Genomic DNA, 12,444 nt, shown 5'->3' with positions numbered 1-12,444 from the left:
GTCAGGAGTCCTTCGAAAGTGAATTGAAGCCGGTGCGCAGCATCCCGATGCTCACCAGCAGATGCTTTTGGAACGAGCCCGGATCCGGCGAGCGGCCGGAAGTTTCGGCAGCGGCTTCCCGCATTGCGGCCTGGCCGCAGGCGATCAGGGCACCGGCGAGCGAATTGATCAGCAGGTCACTCTCGGACTGGGGCAAGCGGACGCGCAGGCCCTCTTCGAGTTTCTGCTGGGCTTTATTCCAGACCTGCAGCTGCATCCGCTCCAGCTGGGGATCGTCCTCCCCCATGGCGTAAATCTCGCAGAGCAGCGCCATCTGTTCCTGGGACACTTCCCCGCCCAAGGTGGCGAGCACGGCGTCCATGATCGGCTCGTCGGCCGGGCGGTCATAGAGCTGTGCGAAGGCGCCTTCCAGGAACTCTTCCACGGGGCGAGTGAGCGCAGCCTCGATGGAGGGGAAGTAATTGAAGAAGGTGCGGCGGGAGATTCCGGCCTCTTCGGCCAGTTGGTCAACGGTGAAGCCGCCGGGCCCATTGGCGCGGGCGAGGCTAAGCGCCGCCGTTGATATTGCGGTCCGGGTGGCGCGCTTGTTCAGCTCGCGCCGGCCGGAGGGGTCGGCTGATGGTGGTTGTTCCGATGTCACTCATCTACGATAAACCCAACCTTGCACAGCATGCAAAGTTGCACACAAGGCACTATTTATTTCTAGTCCTGGTAATTCACGAACCGCTTGACGTCGTCGAGCTCCTGCTGAAGATCTTCAATGGTCCGCTTATAGAGGGCGAACTCTGCTTTTTGCCACTTCCTCCGAACAACGAGGGCGAAAAGTGCCAACGGAATCACCGCAAGGCATCCCCACCCGGCCGCAGCGAAGAATTCGAGAGCAACGGGAATGGCGTGTTGAATATCCCGGACATCGTTAATCCTCGCCACGACGTCGTCCATGACGGAGTCGAGCGGTTGCAGATGCTGTCCGATCATCGGAGTGCCCGACAATGATGGGGCGGACAGCGGAGCATCATCAGACCAGCGTGGATCCCTCGGATGCGCAACCACGTAGATTCCGAAAGCGATGTTGGCAGCAATGAAGGTCACCACGGCTCCGAGGGCGCCCGCGAGCAGTTTTCGCGCATACCGCAGGTATCTTGGCGGTTGCGACAGACGCTTCCGTGGCTGCCACAGGCACACCGCCAGCCCCACCACGGTTGCCAGTATCCAGGTGCCCGCACTGAATTCTTCGATACTGATTTGGGCCATTGCCACAGGGATAACCGCTCCTAGTAAATACAAGGCAGATTCTCGGCCTTGACGCTACCGATTCTTGCGGACGCGTAGCGCCTGCGGCCAAATCGACTCGCAGAGTGACCACAAAGGCCATGCATCAAGAAAAGGGTGAATGACCTTAGAAGAATAGGTGAAGCGTCATCTACGACGAGTCTCTACTGGGACTGTTACGGTCACGATTGGGATTCAATGTCGGCAGGCAAGCGTTGAGAGATTGCTTCCCCACGATAGGGTCCACTCTGGCCCACCGGCACGGCCAGCTGTCACGATGGTTTCATGCCATCACTTCACGGCAGGGAGAAGGAAAAGGGGCAGGCTGTACGTCGGGAGCCTCCAGCGGACTGGTCTACGTTGCTGGACCGAATCACCAATGAAATCACAGAGCTGCTGGAAAACCGGCGGATCTGGTTGAAGATGACTGCGGGTTCTACAGAGCAGGAGACCGAAAGCCGCTTCCAGAGTGCCGATGGATGGTGCAATGCTGCAGCTTCACCAGACGGGCAAAACTGGCTGGCCATGCTCTACCACCGCGACGCAGCACTGGGAATCCGGCGCATGGTCGACGGCGACCGCCGGACCGGCTCGTTCAAGCGGCTCCTGCAAAAGATGGCAGAAGAGCCCAGCGCGCTGACCCGTGAATGGTTCCTCGGCGATGCAACCGAAGAACGCCGTCGTGAATTGGATCTTGCTTTCAAGACAGAGGCAGACACGCTGAAGTTCGGGCACCTGAATCCTGCGGTGCCGCGCGCGGACCTAGCCGTGCTGACCGAGAAGACCGCCGGGATCAAGTGCTATGTGGACCAGCACATCACCCACGCCCAGCTGGATCCGCACTCGGCCATGCCGACGCCGTCGGACATAGACGCGGCGTTGGATCTGCTGGCCCGGTTGCTGGACAAGTACACGTTCCTGCTGCAGCCCCCGCGGGCTGATGGCGTGGCAGTGGCTTCAGAGCCCGACGACGCCGGAAGCGCCGCGCCTGGCGCTACTGCTGGGCCCAGAGGTTAATGCCGGATTCCACCGCATACTGGTCGATCATGTCGATCTCCTCCAGGGAGAAGTCCAGGTTCTCGACGGCGGCGAGATTGTCCTCGAGCTGCTTCACGCTGGAAGCGCCGATGAGCGCCGAGGTGACCTGGCCGCCCTTGCGCTGCTCACGGAGCACCCAGGCGATGGCGAGTTGGGCCAGGGACTGGCCGCGTCCGGCGGCGATCTGATTCAAGGCACGGACACGTGAAAGCCGGTCTTCATTCAGCCAGTCCGCCGCGAAGGACTTGTTCTGCGCAACCCGCGAGTCGTGCGGGATCCCGCCGAGGTAGCGGTCGGTCAGCAGACCCTGCGCCAGCGGGGAGAAAGCGATGGAGCCCAGGCCCTCTTCCTCGAGGACTTCGAGCAGGTTGGGGCTGCCGTCTTCGACCCAGCGGTTGAGCATGGAGTAGGACGGCTGGTGGATCAGCAGCGGCGTGCCGAGTCTGCGCATGATCCGTGCGGCGTCGCGCGTCTGCTCCGGTGTGTAGGAGGAGATGCCGGCGTACAGCGCCTTGCCCGAGCGGACGGCCTGGTCCAGCGCGCCCATGGTCTCTTCGAGCGGGGTCTGGGGATCCGGCCGGTGGCTGTAGAAGATGTCGACGTAGTCCAGTTCCATCCGCTTCAACGACTGGTCGAGGCTGGAGAGCAGGTACTTCCGCGATCCCCATTCGCCGTACGGGCCCGGCCACATCAGGTAGCCGGCTTTGGTGGAGATGATGAGTTCATCGCGATACGGCAGGAAGTCCTCGCGCATGTGCCGGCCGAAATTGGTCTCGGCGCTGCCGGCCGGCGGCCCGTAGTTGTTGGCGAGGTCGAAGTGGGTGACACCCAGATCGAAGGCGCGGCGCAGGATGGCACGCTGGGTTTCGAACGGCTTGTCGTCGCCGAAGTTGTGCCACAGGCCCAGAGAAACCGCCGGGAGCCGCAGTCCACTGCGTCCTACCCGGCGGTATGGAATCTTCTCGTAGCGGTTGCCCGCAGCCTCAAACGTCATTCGTCCATCATGCGTTTACCCTCCGGTCGCTTTCAAATCGAAAATTCAGTGCTTGTCGTCAGAGGACAGGCGGTTAAGGGCCAGAGCGCCGACGAGGAGTCCGAAATCACGCAGGGCGACGTCGAAGTAGCCGGGTACCAGCAGCAGGTTGATGATGATGCCGGCGAGCCAGGCAGCGACGACCAGCGAGCCGATCCGCGGCTTCCATGCCACGAGAATGCCGGCAAGGATTTCTATAACGCCGACGGCATACATGAATGCTTGAGGAGAAACCGGGATGATGTCGGTCGCGATGGGGGCCAGGTAGGTGGTCCAGTCGACCATCACGTTGAAGAACTTATCGAGGCCGAAGAGAATCGGCGCGATGGTGAAGACGGTACGCAGCAGCAAAAAGGCCTGGTGCGTGTGGCTGCGCAGACCGGGGCGGTCTGCTAGGCGGGACTGGTGGGTGACCATGACCGTTCCTTTCTAAAAGTAGTGATACTTGACTTTAGAAAGACGCGGCTGTTATGTCAATGGTTGTTGTTTTTAGAGTAAAATCGCAGGTATGAAAGCACGCACGGAGTCCGATTCGGTCAGCGCAGTTGCCGCTTTAGCAGATTCCTCCCGGCGTGGCGTCTACGAATACATCCTCGAAGCGGAGGGGCCGGTGAGCCGGGACGACGTCGCCGGCGCCCTGGGCATGGTGCGCGGCACGGCGGCCTTCCATCTGGACCGGTTGGCGCGGGAAGAACTGCTGACCGTCAGCTACCGGCGGCTCACCGGGCGCAGCGGACCCGGGTCAGGCCGGCCGACCAAACTGTATGCCCCGGCGGTCCGGGAAGTCTCGGTCAGCCTGCCCCAGCGCCATTATGACTTGGCCGCCGAACTCCTCGCAGCCGCCGTTGAGAATTCGCACCGCACCGGAACGCCGGTGGACGAGTCCCTGCGGCGGGTGGCCGCCGAGGCCGGGAACTCCATCGGCAAGGACGCGGACAGCTTGGAGCAGGCCCTGGAGAAGTACGGGTTCAAGCCCGAGACGGAAGAGGACGGCAGCATCGTCCTGCAGAACTGTCCTTTCCACCGCCTGTCGCAACGCCACACTGCCACCATCTGCGGGCTGAACCTGGATCTGCTGTCGGCGGTGACCGGCAAGACCGGACCTGCGGGCTGCACCGCGGTGCTGGATCCTGCGCCTGGGCGCTGCTGCGTCAGGATCCTGCCGCCCGATCCCGCCTGAATCCCCGCAACTCCGCCCGAGGTACAGCCGTCAGGTGGGAGCTTCAGCCGTCCTGACGGAGTTCCAGCAGCATCCGCACGGTTTCGGGCACGGCCCGGCTGATGTCCGACGCGGCGACGGGTCCCCCGGCGGCGGCCTCGGTTCCGGCAATCCCGTGGACAGCGGCGGCCATGGCAGCCACAGCCGCCCAATGGTCCGGCTCCGCAATGCCTGCGTTGGTCAGGAGGTCGCGCTGGACTGCGGCGGCGAGCGCGCCGAGGATCCCGGCGAGCGTGTCACCCGAGCCTGCCGTCGCCAGCCAGGGCGTGGCGTTGTCCTGGGTAAAGAGGGCACCGGATGGTGAGGAAATGACGGTGGTTGCGCCCTTAAGCAGCACGGTGGCACCGGTGAGCCCGGCGGCAAGGCGTGCAAAGTCCGACGGCGATGCCTCCACCTGCTCGCGCGTCACCTCCACCTCCTGCTCGGCGAGAATACGGACGAGTTCGCCGGCGTGCGGCGTCAGGATGACCTGCGGGCCCAGGTCGGAGGGCAAGTTGTCCAGCGCGCCGGCGTCTGCCACTACCGGCAGCCCGGAAGAGAGTGCGTCTCTGACACGGGCCTGCTGGTCCCGGTCCCCGGTCGCGCCGGGCCCCACCAGCCAGGCCTGCGCACGGCTCTCCCCCACGCTGCCCTGGCTGCAGACAGCTTCCGGTGTTGAGAGGTTGACCAGACGGCAGATCACCTGCGGACCCAGGTAGCGGATCATGCCAACGCCCGTGTCCGCGGCCGCCTGCGTACACAGCAGTGCGGCTCCCGGATACTGGGCCGACCCGGCGACGATTCCTAGCACGCCGCGCGTGTACTTGTGGCTGGTTCTCTGCGGCACCGGCCACCAGTCAGCCAGGTCCGCCGGTTCCAGCCGCCGAAGTTCCGGTACCGGGAGATACGGACCGAGGCCGATGTCTATGGTCAACACTCTGCCTGCGAACCCGGCAGCGGGATCCGTGAGCAGTCCGGCTTTGGCTCCGCCGAAAGTCACGGTGAGATCGGCCGGCAGGACGGGCCCGAAGACTTCCCCGGTATCGGCAGAGACTCCGCTGGGCAGGTCGCAGGCGACGGTCAGTGCCGGCGCACCCAGCGCGATGATGTTCTCCACCAGTTCCTTCGCCGGGCTGCGCAGGCCGCCGGAGGCGCCGGTTCCGAGAATCCCGTCGATCAGCGCATCGGCACGGGAGCAGATGGCTGCAGCCTCGGCAGGGGTGACGAAGGGACCGGCTGCCGCAGCGGCGGAGACATCGGCACCCCCGCCGGTACCGTCGCCGCCAGCAGCTAACCGCAGCACGGTCCCGCCGGCTTTCTCAAACGCGGCCAGCGCCTGCGGGTGGCTGCGCACCGAGGTGAGCACCGCCGTCGTACTCATTCCCCTGCCCGCAAGCGTCGCCGCGGCGAAGAGCACGTCTCCCCCGTTGTTGCCGCTGCCAGCCAGTACTACCAGCCGCGCGCCGTAGGTACGTCCGCGGGTTTCCCGTACTGCCCGGACCACGGCGTTGGCCAGGCCGTGGGCGGCGGTGGCCATGAGCCGGTCGCCGTGGCCGGCGTCGAGCAGCGGCTGCTCGGCGGCGCGGATTTGGCGACCGGTCCAGGCCCTGATCATGCTCCTAGCCCTGCCCGCGGATGATCGCGGCGGAGTTGCCCGGCAGGGTCAGCACGCCGTCGAGCTTCACTTCGTCCGCGGTGGCCAGCAGCAGCCGGCCGTTGCCCGCATCCACGGTGCAGGGCCGGTCCGCGAAGTTGAAGCACACGCTGATCCGGCCGCGGCGCAGGATGAACCAGCCGTGGTCTTGGTCGAATTCCACGTGGCCCGAGGCGAAATCCGGGTCCGTAAGTTCCGGGGCCTGCCGGCGCAGCGCAATCAGGTCCTTGTAGAGGGCCAGCAGCCGGGCGTGGTCCCCGCGCTCCGGCTCGGACCAGTCCAGCTTGGAGTTGGTGAACGTGGATTCGGCCTGCGGGTCCGGCACGAGGTCCGGGTCCCAGCCCATCCGTTCGAACTCCCGGAGCCGTCCGGCCGACGTGGCCTCGCCCAGTTCCGGCTCCGGGTGGGAGGTGAAGAACTGCCAGGGGGTGGACGCGGCGAACTCCTCGCCCATAAAGAGCATGGGCGTGAACGGCGACGTCAGGTTCAGCACGGCAGCCATCGCCAGCCGGCCATAGCCCAGTGTGGAGGACAGCCGGTCCCCTGCCGCGCGGTTGCCGATCTGGTCATGGTTCTGTGTGCAGACCACCAGCTGGCGCGCGTTCACCCGTTCCTTGTTGATCGGTCGGCCGTGGTGCCGGTGCCGGAAGGATGAGTACGTGCCGTTGTGGAAAAAGCCTTCCGTGAGCACCTTCGCCAGCACGTCCAAGCCCTCGAAGTCTGCGTAGTAGCCGGCGGTTTCGCCCGTGAGGTTCACATGGACTGCATGGTGGAAATCGTCGCTCCACTGCCCGGTCAGCCCGTAGCCGTTGACGTTCCGGGACTCCAGCAGCCGCGGGTTGTTCAGGTCAGATTCCGCGATCAGGAACAACGGCTTGTCCAGCTCCCGCGAACATTCATCAGTGGCGGCCGAGAACTCCTCGAGGATGTGGACCGCGCGCTCGTCATGGAGCGCGTGGACAGCATCCAGCCGCAGCCCATCCACGTGGTAGTCGCGGAACCACATCAGCACATTGTCCAGGATGTAGCGGCGGACCTCGTCCGAATCCGGGCCGTCCAGGTTTACCGAGTCACCCCAGCTGTTGCCGCCGGCAGCGCTCAGGTACGGGCCGAAGCGCGGCAGGTAGTTCCCGCTGGGGCCCAGATGGTTGTAGACCACGTCCTGGATCACGCCGATGCCGTGCCGGTGCGCGGCGTCCACGAACCGCTGGTACGCCGCGGGACCGCCGTAAGTTTCCTGCACGGCGTACCAGTGCACGCCGTCGTAGCCCCAGTTGTGCGTGCCGTTGAACGCGTTGACCGGCAGCAGTTCCACGAAGTCGATGCCGAGCCCGGCGAGGTAGTCCAGCTTGGCAGCGGCGGCATCCAGCGTCCCCTCCGGGGTGAAGGTGCCCAGGTGCAGCTCGTAGATCACGCCGCCGTTCAGCCCCGGTGACTGCCAGCCGCCGTCCGTCCACTGGTGGGCGCCGGCGTCGAAGGTCCGGGACAGCCCGTGCACTCCGTCCGGCTGGCGGCGCGAACGCGGATCCGGCAGCGGCGTGGTTTCCCCGTCCAGCAGATAGCCGTAATCTGTCTCCCCCGCGGGCGCCGCGGCCGGGTCGGCCAGCGACCACCAGCCGCCCTGGCCCTGAACCATGGGCAGCAGTTGTCCGGCGGCCTTCAGCTCGACGGTTTTGGCCAGTGGAGCCCAGACGTCAAAGCGCGCGGGGGCAAATCCGGTACTCACTGTTCTTCCTCCTTGACCAGCAAGGCCACGGGCAGGCCGGCGAAAACGTCACCCACCGGGAGCGACCCGGTGCTGCTGAAGACCAGCCCGGTGAGCACGTCCTGGTAGCGTCCGGCCGGAATAACGACGGCGGTGTCCCGCCATCCGCCGCCGCGCTGCAGTCCCAGCGGCAATCGGGTGACTAGCGTGATGGCTCCGCCGCGGTCGAAACCGAAGACATGCTCCGTGGCGGCGCCCTCGGCGTTGACCGCTTCATAGCCGGTGAACAGGTCCGGACGGTCGCGGCGCAGCCGCAAAGCCCGGGCCACCACCAGCATCTTAACCTGGGCACCCTCGTCGATGGCGGGAACCGTCCCCTCGCCGAGGCGGGCGAGGGCTTTGTGCCGGGCATCGAAGTCCACCGGCCGTCGGTTGTCCGGATCCACCAGCGAATGGTCCCAGAACTCGGTGCCTTGGTAGACATCCGGAACGCCGGGCATGGTCAGCTGCACCAGCTTGGCCGAGAGCGAGTTGGTCCAGCCGGGCAGCTTGGTCTCTTCCGCCAGGGTGCTCAGGATCCGGTTGACCTCAGGGTTGTCGAAGGCTGCATCCACGGCGGCGTGCAGCTGTTGTTCGAACTGCTCGTCCGGGTTTAGCCAGGAGGTGCTGTTACCCGCTTCACGCGCTGCCTTCTCCGCGTAGGCGTGAGCGCGCTTGCGGCTGAAAGGCCACGCGCCCAGGGCCGCCTGCCACAGCAGGTCCGCGAACGGCACGTCACCCAGCGGCGCGGCCGCATCCAGCTCCGCGAACTTTCCGGACCACTCGCCGGCCATCTCGGAGAGGACGCTGATCCTGGCGCGGGTGTCTTCGCTGCGCTTGGTGTCATGCGTGCTCAGCGCGGTCATGGCCAGCGGTTGTTCCAGCTGCCGGCGGACCAGCTTGGTGTGCAGGTCGAACGGCTCGATGGCGAAGATGGAGGGGTCCGCGCCGACCTCGTTCAGCGAGGTCAGCCGCGAGTAGCGGTAGAACGCAGTGTCCTCCACCCCCTTGGCCATCACCATGCCCGAGGTCTGCTGGAAGCGGACGGCCAGCGCCGTCAGCTCGCCTTCAGGATTCAGCAACGGCTGCAGGGCGGTGATCGTCTCGGCCAGATCCGGGCGGCGGACCTGCGCGGCGATCACCGCTTCCTCAAGGTACTCTGCGCCCTGCGGCAGGTAGCTGCGGTAGACCGGGAAGCAGGCCAGCAGTTCGGCGAGCGCGTCCGCCGCAATCTCCTGCTCCAGATCCGCCTCGGCCGGGATGAGCCGGGTCAGCCGGAGCACTTCGGAGCGCAGGATGCCGTCCGTGATGGCGCGCTTGGTGTCGTGGATCATGTGCCGGTAGGGCTCCACGGGGGCCACTTCGGTCAGCTGCTCCCGGCCCTCCGGGTCCACGAACAGCCGGTCCACGTCCGCGAGCGCGTCGTACCCGGTGGTGCCGTGGCAGAACCAGCCCGCAGGCAGGCTCTCCCCCGGTTCCAGGATCTTTTCCACCAGCACATACGCGCCGCCGGTCAGCTCGTGCAGCTGGCGCAGGTAGCCGCCGGGATCCGCGAGGCCGTCCGGATGGTCGATGCGCAGCCCGTCCACCAAGCCCTCGGTGAACCAGCGCCTGATTTCAGCGTGCGATTCCTCGAACACCCACGGCACTTCCACGCGCACCCCGGCGAGCGAGTTCACGCCGAAGAACCGGCGGTAGTTCAGCTCGCTGTCCGCCCGGCGCCAGTTCACCAGCTGGTAGTGCTGGCGCTCATGAACCGTCCGGGCATCGGCGCCGTCATCGGCCGTTCCCGCGGCCACGGGGAACCGGTTTTCGTAGTAGCGCAGTTCGCCGTCCACCAGCTCCAAGACGTCCAGTTCCGCGCCGCCGTCGCCCAGGACCGGCAGCCGGAGCTTCCCGCCCGCGGCGTCCCAGTCGACGTCGAAGGCCTCCGCATACCGCGAGCCGCGCCCCTCGGCCAGCAGTGACCACCACCAGCGGTTGTTCACCGGCGTGGCCACGCCCATGTGGTTGGGCACAATGTCCACCAGCACGCCCATCCCGGCTGCATGCGCGGCCTCGGAGAGCGCCTTCAGCCCCTCGGCACCGCCACGCGCCGGGTCCACCACGGCGAAGTCGACGACGTCGTACCCGTGGTCCGAGCCGGGCTCGGCGGCGAGGATCGGCGAGAGGTACACCCAGTCCGCGCCGAGCTCGCGCAGGTACGGCACCAGTCGCGCGGCGTCGAACAGGTTGAAGGACTCGCGGATCTGCAGCCGGTAGGTGGAGAGCGGCGTTTTCATGCAACCCCCTTGCCACTGCCCTTGGCATCGGCCATGGCCGCCAGCGACGCCGCCACGGAATGGTCAGGCTCGTCGGCCGGCGGCGTGTAGGCCCGCAGCACCACCATCGCCTTGGCCTGCACCGTCATCTTCTTTCCGGCCGCAATTGGCTTGGAGTCGGCAAATTTACCGGCGGTGTCAATGACCTCGTCCCACTTGGCCGCGTACTCCTTGGGCGGCAGGACGAACTCCATGTCGTTGTCGTCCGCGTTGAAGTAGATCAGGAAGTTCTCGTCCGTGATCCGCTGCCCGCGCTCGTCCCGGCCCTGAATCCCCTGGCCGTTGAGGAATACGCCGATGCACCGGCCCAGCGCCGCATCCCAGTCCTCGGGCTCCATCAGCGTGCCGTCCGCGGTCAGCCAGACAATGTCCGGCAGCGCCTCGCCCTCGCCCCGGCGCACCGGCCGCCCGTCGAAGAAACGACGGCGGCGGAACGTGGGGTGCTCGGTGCGCAGCTTGTTCACCGCGGCGACGAACTCCAGCAGCGGCTGGTCCACCTTGTCCCAGTCCACCCAGGACAGCTCGGAGTCCTGGCAGTACACGTTGTTGTTGCCCTGTTGGGTGCGGCCCAGCTCGTCGCCGTGCGCGATCATCGGCACACCCTGGCTCAGCAGCAGCGTGGCCAGGAAGTTCCGCTGCTGCCGGGCGCGCAGGCCCTGCACCTTCGGATCGTCCGTCTCCCCCTCCACACCGCAGTTCCACGAGCGGTTGTGGGATTCGCCGTCGTTATTGTCTTCGCCGTTGGCCTCATTATGCTTCTCGTTGTAGGAGACCAGGTCCCGCAGCGTGAAGCCGTCATGGGCGGTGACGAAGTTGATCGAGGCCACCGGGCGGCGGCCGGAGTCCTCGTACAGGTCAGCCGAACCGGTGATGCGGGAGGCGAACTCGCCCAGAGTAGAGGGCTCGCCGCGCCAGAAGTCCCGTACGGTGTCCCGGTAGAGCCCGTTCCACTCCGTCCACAGCGGCGGGAAGTTGCCCACCTGGTAGCCGCCGGGGCCAACGTCCCACGGCTCCGCAATGAGCTTGCTCTGCGAAACCACCGGGTCCTGCTGGCAGAGTTCGAAGAAGGTGGACAGGCGGTCCACGTCGTAGAACTCGCGCGCCAGCGTGGAGGCCAGGTCGAACCGGAAACCGTCCACGTGCATCTCCGTGGCCCAGTAGCGCAGCGAGTCCATCAGCAGCTGCAGCGAATGCGGGTGGCGCACGTTGAGCGAGTTGCCGGTGCCGGTGTAGTCCATGTAGTACTGCTTCTCATCTTCCATGAGGCGGTAGTACGCGGAGTTGTCGATGCCCCGGAAGGACAGGGTGGGGCCCATGTGGTTGCCCTCCGCTGTGTGGTTGTAGACCACGTCCAGGATGACCTCGATGCCGGCCAGATGCAGCTCGCGCACCATGGCTTTGAACTCCTGCACCTGCTGCCCGGCGTCCCCGGTGGAGCAGTAGGTGTTCTGCGGGGCGAAGAAGCCGATGGTGTTGTATCCCCAATAGTTGGAGAGGCCCTTCTCCTGCAACGTGCTGTCGTTGACGAACTGGTGCACCGGCATCAGCTCGATCGCGGTGACGCCGAGCTTCTGCAGGTGCGCGATCACCGACGGATGCGCGATGGCGGCGTAAGTGCCGCGCTGCTCCTCGGGGATGTCCGGGTGCAGCTGCGTCAGGCCCTTCACATGCGCCTCGTAGATGACCGAGCGGTGGTAGGGAATGCGCGGCTTGCGGTCCCCGTCCCAGTCGAAGAACGGGCTGACCACCACGCCCATCATCATGTGCTCGGCCGAGTCCTCGTCGTTGCGCGAGTTCTCATCGCCGAAGTTGTAACCGAACAGCGACTGGTCCCAGTCGATCTCCCCGTGCACGGCCTTGGCGTACGGGTCCAGCAGCAGCTTGTTGACGTTGCAGCGCTGCCCGTTCGCGGGGTCATAGGGTCCGTCCACGCGGAAACCGTACTTCTGGCCGGGCAGGATCTGCGGCAAGTAGCAGTGCCAGACGTAGCCGTCTACATCCTTGAGCTCAACCCGGGTTTCTTCGCCGTCCTCGTCGAACAGGCAAAGGTAAACACGCTCAGCTGCCTCGCTGAAGAGGGCAAAATTGGTTCCGTTGCCATCGTAAGTGGCACCCAGCGGATAGGCTTCTCCGGGCCAAACTTCCATGTACTGCTCCTGACGCTAGACGCTCTTGTATCTTTCA

At 65.6% G+C, this 12,444-nt stretch carries 10 protein-coding genes; 2 read left to right on the top strand and 8 right to left on the bottom strand.

The genetic code is table 11. From position 1 onward, the window contains the following. Position 1: 1 nt before the first annotated feature. Entirely contained in the window at positions 2-640 is a 639-nt protein-coding gene (locus tag AC3A4M_RS01600) for a TetR/AcrR family transcriptional regulator (protein WP_498733453.1), read from the bottom strand. Between the two features lie 62 nt (positions 641-702). Further along, positions 703-1,260 (bottom strand): hypothetical protein, encoded by a 558-nt coding sequence (locus tag AC3A4M_RS01595; RefSeq protein WP_498733451.1) that lies wholly within the window; start codon positions 1,258-1,260, stop codon positions 703-705. Between the two features lie 297 nt (positions 1,261-1,557). On the opposite strand from AC3A4M_RS01595, the gene AC3A4M_RS01590 reads away from it, so the two are divergent. Then, positions 1,558-2,289, top strand: coding sequence for a hypothetical protein (locus AC3A4M_RS01590; protein ID WP_498733449.1), 732 nt, complete (start codon positions 1,558-1,560; stop codon positions 2,287-2,289). Here the strand turns inward: AC3A4M_RS01590 and mgrA are convergent. Then, positions 2,267-3,304 carry an L-glyceraldehyde 3-phosphate reductase gene (mgrA, locus tag AC3A4M_RS01585; protein WP_498733447.1) on the bottom strand — a complete coding sequence of 346 codons (1,038 nt, stop codon included), beginning with the start codon at positions 3,302-3,304 and terminating at the stop codon, positions 2,267-2,269. The two genes, AC3A4M_RS01590 and mgrA, sit on opposite strands and share 23 nt — an antisense overlap. 45 nt (positions 3,305-3,349) lie before the next feature. Beyond that, positions 3,350-3,760 carry a hypothetical protein gene (locus tag AC3A4M_RS01580; RefSeq protein ID WP_498733445.1) on the bottom strand — a complete coding sequence of 137 codons (411 nt, stop codon included), beginning with the start codon at positions 3,758-3,760 and terminating at the stop codon, positions 3,350-3,352. 91 nt (positions 3,761-3,851) lie between these two features. Here AC3A4M_RS01580 and AC3A4M_RS01575 point away from each other — a divergent pair, with 91 nt between their 5' ends. Beyond that, the gene (locus AC3A4M_RS01575) at positions 3,852-4,523 is read left to right on the top strand and encodes a helix-turn-helix transcriptional regulator (RefSeq protein ID WP_498733443.1); all 672 of its coding nucleotides are present in this window, start codon (positions 3,852-3,854) and stop codon (positions 4,521-4,523) included. A gap of 43 nt (positions 4,524-4,566) precedes the next feature. On the opposite strand, the gene AC3A4M_RS01570 is transcribed toward AC3A4M_RS01575, so the two are convergent. From AC3A4M_RS01570 to glgX, 4 genes are read right to left on the bottom strand one after another with little or no spacing between them, the layout of a single operon-like run. Continuing rightward, the gene (locus AC3A4M_RS01570; protein ID WP_498733441.1) at positions 4,567-6,156 is read right to left on the bottom strand and encodes a bifunctional ADP-dependent NAD(P)H-hydrate dehydratase/NAD(P)H-hydrate epimerase; all 1,590 of its coding nucleotides are present in this window, start codon (positions 6,154-6,156) and stop codon (positions 4,567-4,569) included. Between the two features lie 4 nt (positions 6,157-6,160). Next, a complete protein-coding gene (gene treZ, locus AC3A4M_RS01565) occupies positions 6,161-7,921 on the bottom strand; it encodes a malto-oligosyltrehalose trehalohydrolase (protein WP_498733440.1) in 1,761 nt (586 codons plus the stop codon). Beyond that, entirely contained in the window at positions 7,918-10,221 is a 2,304-nt protein-coding gene (gene treY / locus AC3A4M_RS01560; protein ID WP_498733438.1) for a malto-oligosyltrehalose synthase, read from the bottom strand. Before treY ends, treZ begins: the two co-directional genes overlap by 4 nt. Beyond that, positions 10,218-12,407 (bottom strand): glycogen debranching protein GlgX, encoded by a 2,190-nt coding sequence (gene glgX / locus AC3A4M_RS01555; protein ID WP_498733436.1) that lies wholly within the window; start codon positions 12,405-12,407, stop codon positions 10,218-10,220. Before glgX ends, treY begins: the two co-directional genes overlap by 4 nt. Positions 12,408-12,444 lie beyond the last annotated feature (37 nt).

The organism is Arthrobacter sp. Soil_C_60, from assembly GCF_057656375.1.
The sequence above is the reverse complement of the archived record's forward strand: the minus strand, read 5'-3'. Positions and strand labels throughout refer to the sequence as shown.